The 21714-nt window shown below is 38.2% G+C and carries 17 protein-coding genes and 1 pseudogene; 3 read left to right on the top strand and 15 right to left on the bottom strand.

The features are described 5' to 3' along the window. Positions 1 to 19: 19 nt before the first annotated feature. The 13 genes and pseudogenes from AC0L6R_RS19405 to AC0L6R_RS19345 all read right to left on the bottom strand — a co-directional run bounded on the left by AC0L6R_RS19405 (position 20) and on the right by AC0L6R_RS19345 (position 15700). Positions 20 to 544 (bottom strand): acyltransferase, encoded by a 525-nt coding sequence (locus tag AC0L6R_RS19405; RefSeq protein WP_473272711.1) that lies wholly within the window; start codon positions 542 to 544, stop codon positions 20 to 22. After that, complete coding sequence (locus tag AC0L6R_RS19400; protein ID WP_473272710.1) at positions 544 to 1239, bottom strand: acylneuraminate cytidylyltransferase family protein; 696 nt, start codon at positions 1237 to 1239, stop codon at positions 544 to 546. The genes AC0L6R_RS19405 and AC0L6R_RS19400 overlap by 1 nt, the downstream gene beginning before the upstream one ends. Then, a complete protein-coding gene (locus AC0L6R_RS19395; protein ID WP_473272709.1) occupies positions 1236 to 2276 on the bottom strand; it encodes a nucleotidyltransferase family protein in 1041 nt (346 codons plus the stop codon). Before AC0L6R_RS19395 ends, AC0L6R_RS19400 begins: the two co-directional genes overlap by 4 nt. Further along, positions 2269 to 3390: a UDP-N-acetylglucosamine 2-epimerase gene (gene neuC, locus AC0L6R_RS19390; RefSeq protein WP_473272708.1), complete on the bottom strand. Its 1122-nt coding sequence runs from the start codon at positions 3388 to 3390 to the stop codon at positions 2269 to 2271. Before neuC ends, AC0L6R_RS19395 begins: the two co-directional genes overlap by 8 nt. Beyond that, positions 3387 to 4415 carry an N-acetylneuraminate synthase gene (neuB, locus tag AC0L6R_RS19385; protein WP_473272707.1) on the bottom strand — a complete coding sequence of 343 codons (1029 nt, stop codon included), beginning with the start codon at positions 4413 to 4415 and terminating at the stop codon, positions 3387 to 3389. The genes neuC and neuB overlap by 4 nt, the downstream gene beginning before the upstream one ends. Positions 4416 to 4570: 155 nt before the next feature. Then, positions 4571 to 5713 (bottom strand): LegC family aminotransferase, encoded by a 1143-nt coding sequence (locus AC0L6R_RS19380; protein ID WP_473272705.1) that lies wholly within the window; start codon positions 5711 to 5713, stop codon positions 4571 to 4573. 2 nt (positions 5714 to 5715) lie between these two features. Continuing rightward, the gene (locus tag AC0L6R_RS19375; RefSeq protein WP_473272704.1) at positions 5716 to 6918 is read right to left on the bottom strand and encodes a UDP-N-acetylglucosamine 4,6-dehydratase; all 1203 of its coding nucleotides are present in this window, start codon (positions 6916 to 6918) and stop codon (positions 5716 to 5718) included. Positions 6919 to 7208: 290 nt separating this feature from the next. Continuing rightward, on the bottom strand, positions 7209 to 8528 hold the full coding sequence (locus AC0L6R_RS19370) for a UDP-glucose dehydrogenase family protein (protein ID WP_473272703.1): 1320 nt from the start codon (positions 8526 to 8528) through the stop codon (positions 7209 to 7211). Between the two features lie 19 nt (positions 8529 to 8547). Then, positions 8548 to 11150, bottom strand: a pseudogene (locus AC0L6R_RS19365) (SLBB domain-containing protein). Positions 11151 to 11320: 170 nt separating this feature from the next. After that, on the bottom strand, positions 11321 to 11758 hold the full coding sequence (locus AC0L6R_RS19360; protein WP_473272702.1) for an ArsR family transcriptional regulator: 438 nt from the start codon (positions 11756 to 11758) through the stop codon (positions 11321 to 11323). Between the two features lie 343 nt (positions 11759 to 12101). Beyond that, on the bottom strand, positions 12102 to 12473 hold the full coding sequence (locus AC0L6R_RS19355; protein WP_473272701.1) for a hypothetical protein: 372 nt from the start codon (positions 12471 to 12473) through the stop codon (positions 12102 to 12104). Between the two features lie 206 nt (positions 12474 to 12679). Continuing rightward, a complete protein-coding gene (locus tag AC0L6R_RS19350) occupies positions 12680 to 14986 on the bottom strand; it encodes a penicillin acylase family protein (RefSeq protein WP_473272699.1) in 2307 nt (768 codons plus the stop codon). Between the two features lie 138 nt (positions 14987 to 15124). Continuing rightward, positions 15125 to 15700 carry a DUF2911 domain-containing protein gene (locus AC0L6R_RS19345; protein ID WP_283412632.1) on the bottom strand — a complete coding sequence of 192 codons (576 nt, stop codon included), beginning with the start codon at positions 15698 to 15700 and terminating at the stop codon, positions 15125 to 15127. 351 nt (positions 15701 to 16051) lie between these two features. Between AC0L6R_RS19345 and AC0L6R_RS19340 the strand changes: the two genes are divergently transcribed. Next, the gene (locus AC0L6R_RS19340; protein WP_473272698.1) at positions 16052 to 17095 is read left to right on the top strand and encodes an endonuclease/exonuclease/phosphatase family protein; all 1044 of its coding nucleotides are present in this window, start codon (positions 16052 to 16054) and stop codon (positions 17093 to 17095) included. An 8-nt stretch (positions 17096 to 17103) separates the two neighbouring features. Here the strand turns inward: AC0L6R_RS19340 and AC0L6R_RS19335 are convergent, their stop codons facing one another. After that, a complete protein-coding gene (locus AC0L6R_RS19335) occupies positions 17104 to 19356 on the bottom strand; it encodes an efflux RND transporter permease subunit (RefSeq protein ID WP_473272697.1) in 2253 nt (750 codons plus the stop codon). 135 nt (positions 19357 to 19491) lie between these two features. Between AC0L6R_RS19335 and AC0L6R_RS19330 the strand changes: the two genes are divergently transcribed. After that, a complete protein-coding gene (locus tag AC0L6R_RS19330; RefSeq protein ID WP_283412635.1) occupies positions 19492 to 20286 on the top strand; it encodes a thymidylate synthase in 795 nt (264 codons plus the stop codon). A 102-nt stretch (positions 20287 to 20388) separates the two neighbouring features. After that, positions 20389 to 21087: a PKD domain-containing protein gene (locus AC0L6R_RS19325; RefSeq protein WP_473272696.1), complete on the top strand. Its 699-nt coding sequence runs from the start codon at positions 20389 to 20391 to the stop codon at positions 21085 to 21087. A 57-nt stretch (positions 21088 to 21144) separates the two neighbouring features. Here AC0L6R_RS19325 and AC0L6R_RS19320 read toward each other — a convergent pair whose 3' ends face one another. Further along, a complete protein-coding gene (locus AC0L6R_RS19320; RefSeq protein WP_473272695.1) occupies positions 21145 to 21714 on the bottom strand; it encodes a hypothetical protein in 570 nt (189 codons plus the stop codon).

The following is a 21714-nucleotide window of genomic DNA, read 5'->3' as shown; positions in this document are numbered from 1 at the left end:
TACTTAAGAAAACCAGCAATTAATGAAATCTCCTCTCTTTCTTAAGTTTGAAGTAATGTTCTTTGTCTCTTTCCTTAAATACTTTCGCAGGATTACCACCAGCAATCGCACAGGCTGGGATATCACTCACGACTACTGCTCCTGCTTGAATAATAGCTCCCTCACCTATGGTCACTCCACCTAAAACAATTACATTATTTCCTAACCAAACGTTATCTTCTATGGTAACATCCTTAATGATATATGTATTGTCATAAGGAATCTTTCCGCCTTCATAATTATGGTACTTTGACAAAATCATGCAGGATTTACCAGAATGAAAGTTATCTCCAATCTTCACAATTCCGCCTTTAGGAATTTCAATTCCATTAAAATGACAATTGTTCCCCAAGAACACATTTTCATTAAAAACACTTTTATAATTCACTTTCAAAGGCTCTCCATACCCTCCCAAAACTTTTTCTGCTTGCTGTGTATGATAATTGATTCTGGACTTCTTTTTATAAGTCCTGTAATGATGTCGTATGAACTTAAAAAGATTCATTAATGAGAGCTATCAGATTTTTGGCTTAAAGAATACTCTGCAATTGCAAAATCCATCAAATCATCGATATCCTGAGAACTTATCTCATCCATTTCATACTTCCTGACTTTTGTGAAGTCCTGAATTGCTTTAGACTTCAGAGCATCGACATGGATGATATAGATGGCACCATTAAGTTCATAAACTTTAGGGCAATCTTGTCTTCTTGTAAAATTTCCTTCTTTGGATTTCACTAGCCACCCAAATTCATTCTCCTCTCGCAACACATAATAAGGGTTAGATTTGGTTTCTTTCACGGAAGTAAGCATCTCACAAGAATCATCAAACTCTGCCAATGCTTCTTTGATATGCGCTCCTGTTCTAAAAGGCGAAGTAGGCTGTAAAACAATCAGGGCATCCGGTTGGTAGTCTATTTTTTCGTAAAACTCCAGTGCATGCAGCAAAACTTCATAAGTGCCACTTGTGTCAGTAGCCAATTCCGTTGGTCTTAAAAAAGGAATTTTTAACCCCAAGGATTCTACAACCTCTTTGATTTCAACATTATCTGTAGAAACGCAGATACATGAATCATCAAAAACCTCCCTCGCCGCATCGATGGTATATTGAATTAAAGGTTTGCCACCAAGCAGCTTAATGTTCTTTTTAGGAACTCCCTTGGACCCTCCTCTTGCTGGTATAACTACTAAGGGTTTCAAAATTTGATTTGGCTAAAATCTTGTTGAGCTTTGCTATAATCTTCATGCTTACCTATATCTAACCAATAACCTACCAAAGGGTATGCGACCACTTTTTTCCCTTGAGCGATTAATAATTCTATAAAATCAGTAGCATTAAAGTGACTTTCTTTAGGAATGAGTTTTATTATTTCCTTTTTCATTAGATAAATACCCGCATTAGAATAATGAGTAAAAGTTGGTTTTTCTTTCAATCCTTTTACATTTTTCCCTTCAGTCTCTATAACTGCGTAAGGAATATTTACCTGATAAGGAATACAGGCTACTATTAGGTCCGCATCCTCTCTTTTCATATACAAAAAGAAATCCTCAAAATCAATATTGGTAAGTAGATCAGAGTTCATCATTAAAATATGATCATGCAAAAAATCATCTACTAATCCTAGAGCACCTGCTGTACCTAAAGGCTGATCTTCCCAAACATACTTAACTCGTACCCCCTTGCTTGATCCATCTCCAAAATAATTTACCAGCTGATCGCCTAAATACCTTACTGATAACCAAATATCATCCACCCCGAAAGATGCCAACCGATCAATATTGTGTTCAATTATTGGCTTTTCTCCTATTTTCAAAAGAGGCTTGGGAGTATGGTCTGTTAATGGTTTTAGTCGTTCACCTCTTCCGCCTGCCATAATAAGAGCATCTAACGGCAAATAAGACTTTTGATGCTTAAAGTTGACAACATGAATAATTTGTATCTGATCATTTACTACTGGGAAAATTGAAAAATGCTTCTTCCTTAACTCAATAATCTCATTCAAGTCATACTTACCTTGCTGAATATATTTTGGATTGGGCTGTATAAATTCTGACAAGTGACTCTCAAACCCTAAACCTTTAATAAAGCCTCTTCGCAGATCTCCATCTGTTAGTGAGCCTAATAGTTTGTTTTCTTGATCAACCAAAAATAAAATTGCATCTGAAGCTAGACTATCCAACTGCTGTAGAGCAACTTTTACAGAAGAATTAATATTAGTTATATGCCTATCAAACATCTGCATAAATTTCTTTTATGATTTTCATAATATTTTGAGACGGATTGGGCTGATAGTAAGGATTTTGCCCTTGAAAAGTCTGAGAAGAAAAAGTTAACGCCCTTTCTACAATTTGACTAGATGCAAAAGGTAAATGAATCACATTCTCACCGGCTAATCTTCCTTTTTGCCTATCTCCTAGGTTTAAAACATATTTTTGAAAGGAAGCGGCTTCAATGATTCCACTTGAAGTGTTACCTATCATAAGTTTACAGTACTTCATACAAGTGAAGTAAGATTGAGTCCCAAAGTTTTCAACTATTTTAACTTTCTGGTTCTTTCTAGCGAGCTCTTCAAATGCTACCCGGAAAACTAGGCCTGCGGTATCAGCATTGGGCATGGTAATGACTATTTGAAATTTTCCAGAGAGCTGTATCAACGCATGGATTACTTCCTTACAAAATTTGTCATTTAACTCAACCGCAACTGTTTCAGGATGTATAGTGACTAAGATTGTGTCCGTGTTGAGATCTATTCCCCATTTTTGATAAAATCCCCCCGGATTTAAGAAAGGTATATTTTTCAGGTTTTCTAAACTTAGGGACCCTATCTGGTAAATATTTGAATCTACATTACCCAGTAATTGAATAAGACGCTTTTTGAAAGCTCCTGCAGAAACAAAATGTATACAGCTAGAAAGTGAAATAAAATGCCTGTAGATATTATCAAATGCTCCTAAAGTAGTTTCTCCACCATGGAGATGAGCTATTTTAATTTGAAAGGGAATTGAAGATGCCACAGCTGATGCCATTTCAAAGCGATCGCCTAAAGCGAAAACAAGATCAAATTCCTGACGATTTTCTTGCCAAAAATCTGAGAATTTCAGAGCAGTTAGCGCGTAACTTGTAGAAACAGCATTAGGTGTATCACTTAATAACAAAGATTCAATTTTACAGAATGGATGGAAACCATCAGATTCAATCTGAGAAATAGTGTAACCATGAAGTTTGGAAAGGTGGGTACCGAAAACTATTATTTTCAGTTCAATCTCACTATCCTTTTCCATCGCTCTCAGTAAAGGCAAATAAATACCATAGTCAGCCCGAGAACTAGTTAGAATCCCTACCCTTATCATCTTAAGTCTCTTTTGAGAAGTTTTGTGCCTTCAGGTAGATCTTTTAGTATTTCCTTGCCTAAAACATCATCAATCTCCATGGGAGATATTCCATCCCCCGGGCGCAAAGCGATCAAATCATCAGGTCTTAGAACATGCCCCTTTTCTACTTTACTTTTCAAATGAAGGCTCTTTCTTGCTATTGCTATATTTTTCTTTTCTGAGTTACTTGGCTCCTTAATACCAGATCCAGAAATAGCTTTTTCGATGTTTCTAATTGCCTGAACCATCGCTAGTAATTCCTTGGGCTCAAGAGATGCAGCATGGTCAGGCCCAGGCAATTTCCTGTCCAAGGTAAAATGCTTTTCAATCACAACAGCACCTAGAGCTACAGCAGCAATAGGTACCTCTATTCCTAAGGTGTGATCAGAATAACCAATACCCACGCCCAGATCTTTTGCCATTTGGTTCATTGCCAGAAGGTTGACATCTTCCATGGGGGTAGGATATTCAGTATTGCAATGGAGAACTGTTACCTTATCTCTTGGCGTCCCTGCGAGAGTTAGAACTTCCACCGCAGATTTGACTTCCTTTAATGAGGACATTCCAGTAGAAAGGATGATGTTTTTCCCTTTACTAGCTATGTGCTGTAAGTAAGGCTTATTGGTGATTTCTCCAGATGGGATTTTGTAGAAAGGAATTTTAAGATCATCTAAAAAATCAATGCTTTCCAAGTCAAAACCTGTTGAAAGAAATTTAATTCCCTTTTCATGGCATCGCTGGATCAACATAGGATACCAATCTTCCCCCATTTCCAAGCTTTTGAGCATACCAAACTGCGTGTCCTCTTGGTCTTTTGTATTGTTTTTTTGATAGTCAGCCTTTTGGGCGAAAGGATTAACTATTTTCTCTGCTTTAAAAGTTTGAAATTTTACATAATCGGCTCCAGATTCAGCAGCGACATCTATCAATTCCAGTGCTTTTTTAATATCCCCATTATGGTTTACTCCTGCTTCTGCAATTACCATCACTTGCCGGATGCTCATAATTCCCTCATTTTAATTCCTACCCATTTATTTTTTTCATACGGAGTATTATGGAGTTTTTGTAAATCAAAATAACCATTACCTGGAAATCCCGAATCCAAAAGTGATTCCTTGCTCATCAAGGCTTGACCTGATAACCCAAAATGAAAACAAACTTAAATCCTAACACTACTTGGAATATTAACAATTCGCTGTTCTAGAAATTCAGCAACCTTTTGATCATCTCGGTAACAATTTTTGTACATCGGCAATCGAAACATCAGTTGCCAAATAGGACGAGTCATAGTCTTGGCCTCATTGGTCTCTTTAAGAAAAGCATTACGCTCTTTTAGATTTTCCAATTCTACACACATCAACCAATAATTTGCTTGCGTATTTTCCAATTCCTTTCTAAAGACCATGTTTTGTGTCTGGAAAAAATCAGCATAATCATAGGCGAGCCCCCTTTTATTGGTCAAAAATGAATCCAACTGTTCAAGTTGAGCACAGATCAATGCAGCATTTAGGTTGGGCATCCTAAAATTATAGCCTATAGCGTCATGGATGTACTCATACGAATGCGGGATTTTAGCGGTAGTGGTCAGGTGTTTACCTAACTTTCCTAATTCTTCATCAGTAGATACAATCATACCTCCACCTCCTGAAGTCACTATTTTGTTTCCGTTGAAAGAAAAAACGCCCATTTTACCAAATGCCCCTGTAGGTTTCCCCTTATAAAAGCTCCCTAAGGATTCTGCTGCGTCCTCCAATATAGGAATATTCCAATCTAGACATACTGATATTAGTTCCTCCAAATGAACGGGAAAACCAAATGTATGCATGGGTAAGCAAGCAGCGATTTTCTTACCTGTTTTCTTGTTGAATGTTCCTGTTTCACGTTTTTGTCCAAATTCTTGCAAGAAAGTCAAAACTGCCTTTGGAGAAAGACCCATAGTATCATAATCCACATCCAAAAAAACCGGTTCAGCGCCGTTATGATGGATGGCATTTGCTGTGGCAACAAAAGTCAAGGCTTGGGTAAGGACTTCATCTTCAGGTTGCACACCTAATAAACGTAGAGCTACCTGCAATCCAGCCGTACCATTTACTACTGCGATGGCTTTTTTCGTATTGCTAATTTCAGCAATCATTGTTTCAGCCCTATCCACATAAGCCCCAACCGAGGAGACAAATGTCGAATCCAAGGTATCTAAAACATATTTTCGTTCATTCCCATTGAATACGGGTGCATGAAGAGGGATAAAATCCGTGGATTGGAATTTATCCTGTATAAACTGTATCGTATCCTGAAAGGCCATAGTTACATCTTCGCATCTAAATATTTACCTGTCTCTTTATGAGAAAATGCAGGCAATAATTCTTTAAAAATGTGGACTAAATCGGATTTTGACCAGTTTCCTAGGGTTGCTAATCTCTTCATTTCATCCAAGAAAAAATCGAGTTTCTCCAACTGATAGTTTAAACTACTCTTTACTATACCCAACTTCTCAAATCTTTCTAAATCCAGTGCTTCACCTTCCATAAAAAACTCTTCAAAGTCCTTCTCACCTGTTGTGTCACTATGCGAAAAAAAACATGGCCAATAGTTAGTATTAGCCTTTTTGGAAAGATGCTTGTTTTGGAAAAACTCTCGGGCCTCTTCCTCAGATTCGCAGAGATAGGGGACATACCCTAATTGCTTCAAATAATTAACTGCTATTTCTGCAAAAGTGACTAAGTGCAAGTCTTCGTTGAGTTTAGGGAAGAAAATATCTCTTGAATCACCTAATATGCAAGACATTAAGCAAAGTTCTCCTGACTCCTGAGGAGTCACAAAATATCTTTTGATATCATTGGGAGCTACTATGGGTTGCTTCTTCTGAATTCGTTGGTTAAAGCCATGCAACAATGAGCCATCTGAAAAGGCTACATTAGCAAATCTTGCAGTGGAAATGGAAATTTCTTGGCTTTCCTTCATTAAATAAAGCTCCATAATCCTCTTGGAAGCTCCCATCATATTCACAGGATTTGCTGCCTTATCTGTAGATACACAAAAATATTTTTTTACTCCCTTTGCTTTAGACTGATGGATTGTCTTGATGGTATTTAAAATATTTACTTCCACCATCCGCATCAAAGTAAAAGGGTCTTTTTCGCTTCTTACATGCTTTAATGCAGATAGATTCAACACATAATCGTATTTGCCATCTGATTCCCAAAACACATCATATATGTGTGACCCAATATCCAGCGCGAAAGTTTTGAAATCTCCATCTATATAGCCAAATGAACTCCTGATATCACGAACTAACTCGACTAAGTTATTTTCACTGATATCAACGACGTGTAATTTTAAAGGATTTCGCTTAAAAATCTCTTTGGTTACAGCTTGCCCGATTGATCCAGCAGCACCAATTACCAAAAATTTTGATTCAGCGACCTTTTGAGCTAGTTCGGCTTCATTGGACTTAATGTCATTTTCAAAAAGTAAATTTTTTCGTCCAATCAAGTCAAGAATATCCATTATATAAAATCTTCAGATTTAAGGAATTAAACGTAATGTTCTCAATATGCTAGATATGCATTTTAATGAAACTCCAGAATCTGGTTCCGTAGACAAAGACCGAAGTGGCCTCAATTCTTAAGTTTAACATTTCTTACATTTGCTTTGGCCACCTTACGGGTAGAAAAGCGGAAATACATATAAGGTTTTGATTACTATTAAATTTCTTACGCTTGTTTATGCTATCAGCATAATAATATTGCGAACTAAGCATAGTAATGCCCTTGAGTTTAACCCAAGGGCAAGACAATTTACTTAGATCCGATTCCGTAAGATTCAAAACCCAGCGTTTTCAGATACTTTTTGTCGTAGATATTTCGGCCATCGAATATCACTTTGTTCTTCAATAGTCTACCTACTACATCCCAACTTGGAATTCTGAATTCTGACCATTCAGTAACCAAAAGAAGTGCATCAGCATCCACCAAAGCTTCATAAGCATCTTTGCAATAAGTCACCTTGTCAAAGATATAATGTTCTTTGGCTTCTTCCATGGCCACTGGATCATACGCTTTTACTGTTGCTCCGGCTGCTCTCAACTCATCGATGATCACTCCTGCTGGTGCCTCACGCATGTCGTCTGTATTTGGCTTGAAGCTTAGTCCCCACATTGCAAAGGTCATTCCTGTCAGATCCTCACCGAAGTGAGCCTTCACTTTCTTGGAAAGCACATATTTCTGATCATCATTCACATCCTCCACAGCTTGAAGAACTCTCAGGTCATAGCCATACTGTTTGGCCGTTTTGATGATTGCTTTTACGTCTTTTGGGAAACATGACCCACCATATCCTACTCCTGGATAGATGAACTTATTCCCGATTCTTGGATCTGAGCCGATGCCTTTTCTCACCATGTTTGCGTCAGCACCTACCAATTCACATAGGTTTGCTACATCATTCATGAATGAGATCTTGGTTGCAAGCATGGCATTCGCAGCATACTTAGTCATCTCTGCAGATGGAATATCCATGTAGATGATTCGCTCCCCACTCAACTGGAATGGCTTATATAGACGCTTCATGATTTCCTCAGCGCGCTCATCATCCACTCCGATCACAATTCTATCCGGCTTTAAAAAGTCTTCAACAGCAGCTCCCTCTTTCAGGAATTCAGGGTTCGATGCTACCGCAAATGGTAAATCAGAGCCTCTTTTGTCCAAAGCTCCTTTGATGGCTGCTCGAACTTTTTCCCCAGTGGTCACTGGAACTGTACTCTTGGTTGCAACTACAATGTAATCGGTCATCTTTGAGCCGATTTCATCTGCAACGGCCAATACGTATTTCAAATCCGCAGATCCATCCTCTCCCGGAGGTGTACCCACAGCTATAAAAGCTACCGATGCTCCTTCGATGGCTTCGCCCAAATCCGTGCTGAATTTAAGTCTTCCGCTTTTGAAATTTCTGACTACAACCTCTTCCAAACCTGGCTCATAGATTGGCATGATGCCTTTCTTAAGGTTGTCTATTTTCTTCTGATCGATGTCTACGCAGGTCACTTCGATACCTACATCTGCAAAACATGCTCCTGATACCAAGCCTACATAGCCTGTACCTACAACTGCAATTTTCATGTATTAATGATTTTTATTTCTAAGGAAGTAAACGATCTATTAGAATCCCGAGGGTTGCTAAACTTGAGGCCAAGCCTATCCATCCTGCGGCATTTAATCTTTGTCTAACTGGTTTTCTAGGAACTACTATTTCCGCTCCTGGTTCAATTTTAGGATATGACTTTATTCCTAGAAAGCTACGTGTACTTTGTGCGTCTCCATTGGCATATACAACATATGTTTTAGTTCTTCTGGAATCCTCCGTAAAGCCACCCGCTTTAGAAATGTATTTCTTGAGACTTTTTCCTGTCATAAATCTTGTGGTGGTAGGCAATAGTACTTCTCCTACCATCCTAACCGTTTGAAGCTCTTTTGGTATATGGATAACATCTCCTTCCATCAAGATCAAATCTTCTTCTGAGCCCGGGTTTTCCAAGATATACTGCAAATCAATTCCCACAAAATCCTGCTCTTTCATTCGCATTGATATAAGAGTAGAATCTTGCCTTAATGAATCAAAGGCAGGAGATATAGCGAAGAGTTTTCGTTTCTGTTCCTCTTGCTGCAATTTTAATTTCTCCAGTTCGTTTTGAGCTATTTTCTCATCAATCCTTTCAAAAAGCAGTTCTTCCGCTTCATTTCCTACCCTATTTTGATCTGGGTCAAGATTGGCCCGGATATCCAAAAGTGCTTGATCTCTCAATTCCTCTTCTGTTGGCCCTTTATAATAAACAGTTCTTCTAATCAAACTTGCTCCCTTTGGATAAGCATATTGATTAATACCCCCAGCCCTTTTGATCACATCTGATATTCGCTCATTTGCTCCAGCTATAGCAAATTCACACTGGATACATCACTTCTCCTTGAATAGTAACCAACTGCTCTCTTTCGAATTCCAGGGCTTCTGCGAATAAATACATGATCGAATGGTTGAAGAGCTTGATTTTTTTCCTCCACTGATAATTCAAGATTGGGGTCTATGGAAAGTGTAGTTATCTCCGCTATTTTACCTGAAGTGGCATCTCTCACTCTTCTTGCTATCTCAATTTGTGAATTTGTAGCAGATTCCAACATGCCTCCGGATCTTAAAATAAGATCACCTACAGTCATATTGGATGCAAAAGGATAAGTCCCTGGATAATTAATTTCTCCAGATATTTTCACATAATACTCTTCCTGAATATCATACCTACTCGGTACAAACAAAAGATCTTCGTTTCTCAATGGAATATCTGGAGATGCACCACTCAATATTCCTTTAAGATCCAGAGGTTCTGCAGCCAATGTCAAATCTGCACTAGTCCGGTATAAAGTTGCTCTGTTAGAAAATGCCTCTGGCTTAAGACCTTCTGCTTTTTCAATTAATCCTTTGACCGTAAGACCTTCTTCATCTAAGGAGTATTCTCCCGGGCGAATGACTGATCCAGTCACTTGTACTCTATTTGAAAATCTTTTTAATGCCTCACCGATTAATATTTCATCCCCATCTTTTAAAGAAAAAGACCCAAATTCACTGGATGGAACATCTACTACTTTTCGCTGATTATCTTCAATTCGCCTGACTGTTACTCTATCACGATATGCCAAGCTAGTCATTCCTCCTGTGTAGATGAATAAGTCTTGCAGCGACTCATCAGGCTTCACTTCAAAAAGCCCTTCTCTTCTTACTGGACCTATTATTTCAATACGAGTCTCTACCGCTGGAACTAACACCACGTCGTTGTCTTGAAGGGTAATATTTGAGTTTTGATCTCCTTTGGACAAAAATTCATAAATATCTACGGTCGCAACTAACCTACTGTCCCTGTAAACCTGTACTTTTCTAAATGCACCATTCTCATTTGGACCGCCAGCAGCATAAAGCCCATTGAAAACAGTAGCAAATGAAGGCAGGGTATATGTTCCCGGTTTAGTTAACTCACCTACCATCGAAACTTTTATGGATCGGATATTACCTAATCTTACTTGGATAAAAGTATTTGGGTTTACGCCATTTAATCCGGAGTATATTCTACTAAGAGCTGTTTTGATCCGAACGCTAGCTGCTTCAATACTTGCTCCACCTACTTGTACAGGGCCAATATTTGGAATAAATATCCTTCCTTCAGGTGAAACACTTAAATCAAATGATTGCTGTGAGGCACCATAAACATCAATTAATAACTGATCTCCCGACCCAATCACATAAGACTGAGGAGTTGGAATGTTGAGACTTGGACTAAAATTAAGATCTCTATTATGAAAGAGTTTATAACCGAAAATCTTCTTCTGCATTACACTCAAATCATAGTAAGGATCAGATTTTCGGATAGAATCGAACATATCAGTTTCCTGAAATCCATTCACAGATCTGCTTTCTGAAGTAGGTTGAGTACCAGCTGGTGAGTTGACTGACATTTGCAGGGCGCTGATTCTCTTGCTTAGTTTGGCCGCCTCTGAAGCCGGCATACCTCTTTCCCTTGCCAAGGCAGTCAACTGATTTGTAGTGAGTCCACTTGATTCTGCCCTCTTAATCAATTGCTCTATCTGCGCATCTGACAAATTATCCACCTTAAGGTTCTGGATATCAGAAAGACTCTGACTTTGGACAGCTAAACCCAACAATAAAAAAATCACCAGCAAAAGGTAATTTCTAGTATTAATCAACCAATTATATTTTTTCAAATCAATAATTTTCGTGTTGCACACAATTTTCACTTTCTAATCAGCTGCTAATTTCTGATTTTTAATCAATTTACAAGCTATTCCGCACAGCTTCGCCCTTTCAGTCACAAAAGCGCCTATCACAAAATTTACTCTATAAACTCGAGCTCCTAAGCCCCTACCTCTTTGTCGAACAAAACCAAGCCCGTAGAGACCATCCTATCAGATAGCAAGGTCAATACCACTTTTCGTTCTATCATTTCCTCTATCTTATTCGAGAGGTTCAAAATGTAGCTCTCGTTAAGGTTATCTCCGGTGACTACTACATCTATTTTTCCTGAGTCTATGCCTTTAGATAGATCCCCTACCAGGATTACTTGACTCACCTCTCCCATTCTCTCCAGAATTTGCTCGAGCAACTTGTCCAAACCTAGATATTTACGAATGATATCTTGTATGTTAGAGAAAAAGGGATGAGTAACATTTGCCTTGTAGGCAATTTTATTTTTATCTGATTCCTTTACTAAAATACCTGCTTGTGTTAGGTTATTCAATTCCTTGCGAATTGCATTGGTCGACTCACCAAACTCGTCAGCCAAACCTCGCAAATGACTTTGTGTTTTGGAGTTAACAAAAAACTTAACAAGTAACCTCAACCTTGTTTTTGAGGTAATTAAGGATTCAAGCATAAAAATTCACTTCAATAGTGAGTAACAAAGGTACTCAATCGATTGAAATGGAAAAACAAAAGACTGGTTTTTGAAGTCAGACTAAGAACTTTTAACTAATTTCTTTTTTTATGATTATCAGCAATAATGCCAGTCGCCTGATAGTCTTTGCATATCAGATTGGAAGACCGAAGTAGCACAATCCCTAAGATTAACTACTCCTACCTTTCTTTTCCCTCCTTATTGGAATAGAAGCGGAGATACATATTGCTTTTTATCATTCTCATCCCCCATAGATATTATCAGGCTTTCTTTTGAAAAGATTGCGCAACAAACTTCCTGTCAAAGCGCTAAAAGCACCCAGTAAAAATCCGAGTATACCTGTGAGAGCCAAAAGTGGCATTTCAGAACCAAACCCCATTAATTCGCCCATTTTATCAGGCAATGAACTACCTGAAAAAGTACTGATATAGATACTTTGACCTAGCCACGCTAAGCCCATGCCTAAGCCACCTGCAAAAAAAGCCGCTACGCCGCCATTACCAATTAAAGCTGCAAAAATTGCTATGATAATCATTACAGACCAGTAAGGCAGAAAGGGGTTGAAAATGAGGACAAGTACAGCCGTGAGAAAAGTAAATAATATAAATTTCATGTGTTTATAATTTGTCTTTTAATTGTCACATGGAATCTCGCTGGGTTTATAATTATCCTAGTGAGAGTCGTTTGCGACCTGCTCAATTTTATAGCGCTTAGTTTAAATTAGTTTTGAATAATAGGCCATCTACGTGATCAGGTGTTCTCAGGTCAAAGTTTAGGTATTCACCATTTGCCCAGATGGGGATGAAATTGCTATAAAATTTACTTTCCAGGATTTCCGGATTGACCACCTGGATAAACACCAAATGCTTTGACTTCTGGTCCTAATTCCACGACCATTCTCCAGCTTGCACCTGATCTACCACTTGTAGCATTCAAAATTCCAGCACCCCCTCCTGTGTAGACATTTTCCACAGAAAATGAATTAAACTGGGGAACAAGATGCTGAATCTTGGTTCTTTTATAATTAGCCCAAGAGTAATCCCCCTCCTCTTCTTCCCATTTTGTCATGACTTCTAGCAATCCTTTGAAACCGAATTTGATGTGGGTTGCTGCAGTCTCCCTTTCAGAGGTCTTCTTATGGTCAAACACTTCACTATTCGGCTCATTTTTCATAAATAATACCGTTTGATAATAGTTTGGAAGTACAACAGGTGCTAAATTTTCTGACAAGTCCTTCCATATCTGACTGTAAGTTTCGCGCCACCAGATATAGAATAAAGTTGGTGCTTTCTGATTTGGATCTGCATAAAAATCCCATTGCTTCAAAATAGAAATGTATTTTTTTGCGGCAGCGTCATTTTCAACATCACTCCCAAGCAAGTCCAACATAATCGGAAGGGCTTCGGAAGCGTGTAGGTAAAAATCATCAAACTGTAGCCCTTGCATATCCTCCACAGTAATATTACTCATTTCAGATAGTCTGTTGTTCAGTCTGCGATTTCGATAAAATTCGTAGCTATTATCAAAAACATAGTACGGATACGTTGAATCCGTAGGGTGCTGGTTAGCTGAGCTAACAAAACCGCGAGAAGGATTTAATGTACTTGCATTTTGTTCATTCGGAATATATCCTTGCCATTCCATTTGCGGGTCTGCTCCATCCATAAAGAATTTTCCTTGCCCTTTCCATTTCAACGGGAATTTACCCTGAATCCTCATAGCTATATCACCACTTTTGGATGCGAAGACAAAATTTTGAGCTGGAGCAGTGAAATTATCTAGGGCAACATTATAGTCATCATGGTTTTTTGCTGTATTTAACTTTAAGAAAGTTTTTTGCTCATTTGATCCTTCATGTACATTCCATTTTAAGGCGAAATTGACATCTTGACGGTTGGAATTGAAGGTCTTATCATACACCACAGGTCCATAATGGGTATAAACTACAGTGTCTATTAAAGCAGGCTCACCTTTTACTTTAATTTCTTCTATTCTAAAAGTAGTCTGCTCCCACCTTTCGCCGTATCGGTAGGCTTTTCTAGCTTTATCCTGAAAAGTAATTTTATACCAATCACGTGTATCGCGAGTTGCATTGGTGACACCCCAAGCAATATTTTCATTAAACCCGGAAATAACACCTAAGGCACCGGGAAGAGTGGCTCCTTTCACTGAGTGATTAGGTGTGGTCAATTGCATGGAGTACCAAAGCGAAGGAAGATTTAAACTCAGGTGGGGATCATTGGCTAAAATTGGATTACCACTTTTCGTTTTCGAACCAGATACTGCCCAATTATTAGAACCTGTACCTTCTTCTGGTTGTGGTAAAGGATCAATGACTAGTTGATCGTTAGGGTAATTAATACTATCTGGCCGGGTAACTTCGAGAGACTTAAAGTCCCACTTGTGTCCTGCTTCAATGATGGGTTCCACACCAATTGGATATTCTGGATATAATTTATCCAGCATCACTTCGCCTAGAATTTTTCTCAAATTCGAATATTCCAAATCCCGATCACCAACCAACATATCGGTCATATATTTCAACAAAAGAATGGATTTAAATGCAGTCCAAGGTTCTGGTCTATAGTTTAGGATTTTATATTCTACCGGTAATTGTGCATCTTCTAGCTGATCGATGTATTGATTCACTCCATCCGCATAGGCCTCTAATAGGGCATACGTCTCAGGGTCGGTTTCTTGGGTGAATTTTATTCCTTTTTCCGCTCCATATGCCAAGCCTTTTCGTCTAGTCATCCTATCTAGATCTATAGCTAAGGGTCCGACTATTTCGGAGATTCTGCCTGCAGCAGCCATAGTCTGGAATTCCATTTGCCAAAGTCTATGCTTTGCAGTAATGTAACCTTGAGCTCTGTATAGGTCAGCTTCATTAGCAGCAAAAATGTGAGGAATCAAGTTCTCATCGTAAACCACTTGCACTTCACTGCTTAGGTTATTGAGTTCCAGTTCATCCTCAGCCAATTCATCTTCTGAAATTGAATTTTGCCAAAACCCATGATTAGGGTCAAGCAAAGGCGCTAAGGGCGGTATCGCACCAAAGGGAGTGGAAACAGCTACTCCAAGTGCGATAGTCAGCGCTAAAACCACTAAAAAACCTATATACTTCATCGAATCATATTTAAGTAAGGAGACGAATTTACCCTAAACCTAATATTAAAACACATATCCGTTTGCCCTTTTGGTATTTACCTAAAAAAAAAAGCCCTCAATTTTGAAATTGAGGACTTTTTCAGGGAATGTAATTCCTTAGTTTATTGTAATTGGTAGCTTAAGCTTCTCCCAGCGGATAACGATACCTGGGTTTTCAATGTCTATAGAAAGTGACTCTTGGGTTGATTCTTCCCATACAGGAGTCACGTCTACTCTTAGCACGTCATTCTTTTCATCGTATTGGAAATGACCATGTTCCAGATCCCATTCCGAATTAAAAATAACTGTCCAAGCTCCTGTTTCTTTGGGAATTGTAAATAAGGAATATTTACCTGCTTCCAACTTCTTGCCTTCAACCGTCATGTCCTCAGCTAGGTCAACATAGGAGGCTTCATTTGCACCTGTTCTCCAAACCACATTGTATGGAACCAAATCACCCCACAGGTCTCTGCCTTTTACTGCGGGAGATCCATACTGTACTTTGATTGCCTTTCCGGCAATTTGACCTTCTTTCACCATTAATGGGCTTGGTCTGGATTCTGCTTCTGTAGCTGCTTCCATGGTCTCCTCAGCTACTACTGACTCTGAAGTTTCAATAGCCTTTGGTTCACTACATGAAGCAAAAACTATGGCTAAAATTGCTGCCGATAAAATAGGATGGTTCGTTTTCATCTATTAATGTTTTGTTTTTGAATTGGCGACCCGAAAACTATCGGGAGAAATCTGGCATGAGGAATAATCCTTCCAGGGTGTAGCGACCTTCGTCATGCGCGATTTCCTAGTGGTAATTTTCTATTGAAATAAGTAATAATTGACAAAGCTGCAAAATTCAAGCCTCTATTTTACCATTTGTAGCACAATCATTTTATGGAGAAACAAATATTCTACCTTTACCGATTAGTTAAATGATATTTTGAATTCAATCTTCATTTGGATCGAAGATTGTGTATAAAGTTAAAACACGAATCACTATAATAGGGACATGATTTATTGCTTACTTTATTTCCAGAATAATTTCAATTCATGAAAGTCATTACCTGGTTAATTTTTGCCGTTACCTTAGTGTTATTTGCCAGCGTATTTATCTCTCCGGAGTATTTCAAATACGTGGGACTTTTACCTTTCTTCATTCCAGTTTTTTTACTACTGAATCTATTTTTGCTAGTAATTCTGATTTTATCATGGAGAAAACTATCCTTTTTGCCTCTACTGGCGCTAATTCTGGGCTATAAATTTTTCCTTGCCACATTCCAGATTCATCCTAAAAATGAGAATGTTGAAGGACTAAAAGTATTGACCTACAATGCTCATATGTTCTACTATAAATCCAGTAATAAAGGAGCGGCAGACTCGAATGTATTCACCTGGCTTCAGGATCAAGAGGCTGACGTAAAAGTTTTTCAAGAATTTTACCAAGATAACACCACGCCTTCCCGAGATGCAGTAAAAATTCTGGGGAAGAATTCTAACTACAAAGTTTCGTACCACATCACAGACGGTAATCCAAAGAAAAGATCAAATGGATTGGCGATTTTCTCTAAATACCCAATTATCAATGACGGGAAAGTATTTGATGCTCAAGGCACAAACGGGGCTATTTTCGCTGATATTTTGGTGAATAGTGATACGATTCGAATTTATAATGCACATCTGGAATCCATGCGAATTGATTCAGATGGCTTGGAAAATATCGAAGGCGTAAAGGAAAATTATAGACAAACCTTAGGAAAGCTTCAACGAGGAAGTTTAGCCCGAAGCAAGCAACTGAAGGTCCTTTTGGAGCATATGGATAACAGTCCGCACCCATTGATCTTGATGGGAGATTTAAATGAAATCCCATATTCCTATACCTATTTCAAACTGAGTGAAAATTATGATAATGCTTTCGAAAAAGCTGGGACAGGATTTGGTTTCACTTACAATCGCATACTTTTCTTTCTAAGAATTGATCATATTTTTTCAAGCCAAAAGCTTCAAGCGGTGCAATTCAAGACTCACAGAGAGGTTGACTATTCCGATCATTATCCTGTCACAGCTACATTCAGTTGGGACGGTTTTAAGCAATAATTTTACATTTATTTATTGAATTTTTGTTCCCACATTTTCTTCAAGGGCAAAAGCAAAAGCGGGAGAAGTAACATATCTGCCAATAGCGCAAAAATCAACGAAGCTGAAATCAACAAGCCTGTAAAGTGAGTTACGCCAAACTGGCTAAAAATCAGCAAACCAAATCCAGCTGTTAAGACCACTGTAGTCAAAGCTATCGCTTTCCCGGCTTCTAGACAGGTACGCTTCAGCGCATAAATTAGGTTTTTGCCCAAGCTAAGCTCATGCTTTAGCCTGCTCATAAAATGAATGCTGTCATCTACCGCAATTCCAAAGGCAACAGTAAAAAGTATGGCTGTGGTCAATTTAAATTCTATATCCAGTAAATACATTAGTCCTAGCATCCAGATAAGCGGAATTAAATTAGGGATCAATAACAGGAATGAGATTCGCCAACTTCGAAACAAAAAACCAACAATAATCCCTACTAATAAAAAAGCGACACCAAGACCTTTTGCCATTTGCTTGGTGACTGACTTATGGCCTTTGTCAATTAGATAAGCGGTCCCTGTCCATCGAACTTTTAATAAGTCAGAATCAATTTCATTGTTTACAAAATCATTTAGTTCATCCCTGAGTTCAGACATTTTCAAAGACCCTAGATCAGGTACCCTGGAGCTGATTCTACCAGTTTTTCTATCCTTACTGAGTACTTGCTTACCATTTAGTTCCAAAGCTTTATCAAGCCAGCGCCCCATTCGCTGACGCTGCCCAGAGGACGGAAGAGTAAATGCTTTAGGATCTCCTTGATTCTGCGCCTGATTGATAGATTTGATCAGTGTCAAAGGTGAAATTATCTTGCTATCTCCAAATAACTCATGAATTTTAGCCTCAACTTTTTCCAGTTCTTTTAAGACCTCTAGGTCTAGTAAAGAGATTGCTTTGGGACCAATGGAAACAGAAATCTCTAATGGATTTGACCCTCCAAATTGCCCATCAAAGTATTCAAAATCTTTTTGAATCGGGTGGTCCAAGGGCAGGTTATCCAGTAAGTAGCCGTTTATCTCCAACTTTGAACCAAGAAAAACACAAAGCATTGTAATCCCTAAAAATGAAAGATAGATCGATTTTCTCTTTTTTAATTGCCAAGCAAAAAGCCTGTGTAAAATGTCAGGTTGTTCAACCTTTGGGATTGAATAACTTTTAGCTATTGGGATGAGAAATAATAAGCCTGGAGAAATAAGTATTACTGCCAAAAAAATAACCAAAACTCCCAATCCAGTTGTCCAGCCAAAATCCTGAAGCGCTGGAATTGTGGTGAAATAAAGTGAAACAAAACCTAACGAGGTGGTTAATACTGTCAACCAGACAGGCATGAGAAGTTCCTTGTAAATAGCTGTGATAGCGTCCCCTTTATTTACTCCAGTTTTGAGTTTCTTAGTTAGATGGGTGAAAAAATGGATTAAAGCGCTCAAGCCAACAATCATAAAAATAGTTGGCTGCATGATTGACATTACATCGAATGGTTTTCCCAAATAAAGAAGTAAGCCAAAAGCCCATGCAACTCCAATAAGAAGTACAACTAGGGGAATAACTACACCCCACCAAGAACGAAAAATGATAATCAGCAAGAATACCATGAGCAAGATCGAGCAACCAAAAAACAGCCCGAATTCATTTTGCATTAGCACGATAAAGTCACCTTGCGTTTGAATTTTCCCTGCTATGGCAAGTGGTTCAATTTCAAATTGGGAGAATAATTCTTTGATTGAACCATACAGTTCGTCACCAGCAACCTTGGATATATTTTGTTCATTCTTGATCAATAAGAGCAGTGCATTCCCGTCTTTCGATATCAATTGGGAACGATATTGATTCAAATTAGCCGACGTGTTGGCCAAAGATTTTTCATCAGACCAATCCAGTAATTTTCTATAGGTTAAGCCAAAAACACCAATTACCGGTTGCCTCAAGTTAAGAATGGAAATGACCGTATCCACTTTCTCCAATTTTTGAATTTGGGACTGGATCCTATTTGCCTTTTCTAAAAAATCTGGCTTCATTAGCTCATCCTCAGAATTGCTGAGGGCAATAAGCAAGTAGTCATTATCATTTTCAAACTGACTTTTGAAGCTATTATAGAAATCTAGATCTGTGTCATTCTGCGGAAAAAAGGTCTCAAAATTATAATTAAATTGAGGTAGAGGACGGAATATTATGAGTAAAATGCTGAGAATGGCAGCAACAGCGAGTAAAGAATAAGCGGTAGATTTTTGGAACATTAACTAATCTGAAATGGCATTTAGACCTGTTTGCCTCTCCAAGTATAATAATATTGAAGGTGGTTTGTTTTAAATCAATTCCATTTATTATCTGAACTGATTAACTTGCCGAAACTTGAAAATCAAACTTAGAAGATGAAGCAATACCACGATTTGATGCGCAAAATCCTTGATGAAGGAGCTGTAAAAGGAGATAGAACGGGAACAGGAACACGGAGTATTTTCGGTCATCAAATGCGTTTTGATTTATCAAAAGGTTTTCCAGTAGTCACTACCAAAAAGCTCCACCTTCGCTCTATTATCATCGAGCTGCTTTGGTTTCTAAAAGGTGATTCAAATATCAAATACCTTAACGACAACAAAGTTTCTATTTGGAATGAATGGGCTGACGAAAATGGTGATTTAGGGCCGGTTTATGGTTATCAGTGGAGACATTGGCCAGATGGCAAAGGCGGAGAAATCGACCAGATCAAAAACCTTATTCATCAGATCAAAACTAAACCTGACAGTCGCAGACATATTGTAAGTGCCTGGAATGTAGCCGATGTAGACAATATGGCATTGCCTCCATGTCACACTATTTTTCAGTTTTATGTAGCGGATGGCAAATTAAGTTGTCAGCTCTATCAAAGAAGTGCAGATGTTTTTCTTGGAGTACCTTTTAACATTGCGTCCTATGCTTTATTTACCATGATGGTGGCGCAGGTTTGCGGGTTGGAAGCGGGTGATTTCATTCACACCTTTGGAGATGCACATTTGTATTCCAACCATCTGGAGCAGGCAGAATTACAATTGAGTCGGGAGATCAGGGATTTACCTACTATGAAAATCAATCCTGAAGTCACTGATATTTTTGAATTCAAATACGAAGATTTTGAATTGATTAATTACGATCCACACCCACATATTAAAGCTGCAGTTGCGGTATAATCGCTCCGAAAGAAGTTTGAAGAAATAGTTTGGCTGATGGTTAGAATTACCAGAAATAGTTAGATTTAGGTTAACTATTTTTACCAGTCACACTTACATCATATGAAACTAAACCACTTAAGTGCTTTGCTAATTCTATTAGCATGTTGTGGATGCTCTTCTGAAGAAGAGTACCCGGTAATTGAAGCCAATTTTGAATTAAAATCCGACAAAACTTTAGCCTTTGTCCCTGTGCAATTTGAATCAGTTGTAGATGGTGCTTATGCTTATTTCTGGGATTTCGGTAATGGCACCACATCAAATGAGAAAACGGTATCTCCTATTTACGAAGAGCCTGGGACCTACACAGTAAGCTTAACCACCACCTCGCTCAATAAAGTGAAAAATACGGTTAGAAAAGAGGTGAAAATCGGCGCCTATTTCATCAATAAAATAACCGCAATCCCAAGAAATGGGTATTCGAATGGGGATTTGTATTTTGGAATCCAGCAAGATAAACCATCCGGCTGGATTGCGGTCGATCAGAATAAAATCCCTTTTGAGCTTAGTTCCTCAGGAGAGCCATTTCAGATCTCCACTCCAAAAATTGCATTTGGAGGTAATAGCTTTGACTTTGGACTCCCCATTATCATCCTAGTTGATAACACTACAAATACAGAACCTGCCAACTCCTATTTACAAAGTGGTTCAGCAAAGATGGAGTTGAATGAAGAGGGAACTGCAGGAAAGATATATCTTAATTTAAGAGCTGTGGCTAAATATGATTTTGAATTAGAGTTTAGCTATGAATATGTAGATTAAGTTTCTAGTATTTACCTAAAAAAGCCCTGAACCGTGAGATTCACGGCTTTTTTGCGTTTAGGGTGCTACCCGGTTTAAACACCTGTTCACTGCTTCCTGATCATTCCATATAAATACTTGTGAATGTCCGAAAACATCAAGAATCACGGAATAATGATCATTTGAAATAAAATAGCGATTACTATCCTCTTTAGATTTTCTGATTTCCATACTAGAAATTAAATTAGTTTTAATTTCATTAAAGTATATACCATGATCATAAAGTCTAGAAAAAAAGGCGAATGTGTAATCATTTTCACTATATGCATAAATACTCACAGGTGTCTTGCCTTCCTTCGAAACATACCTAGATATTTTATACGTACTGCCATCAATTTGAAATTTGGCAGAACAAGAAGGCAATACATGTTTCACCTTCGCCAACCTTGTTTCCCAATGTTCCTTAAAATCAAAAGAATCAACATTTACACGTGGAGTAATAGAGATTTTCTCCTTCAATTCTTTCAAGAAAGCTAATGGACTAGTAGTGGGGAATTTACCAACGTAAGATATCTTGATTTCAAAGCCATCTACAGCTATATTTTTTATTTTATAACCTGTGAAAGCCCGAAGAATTTTATTAAGCAT

This window comes from Algoriphagus sp. 10J20-15, assembly GCF_055809615.1.
This window is presented reverse-complemented; position numbering and strand designations above follow the sequence as displayed.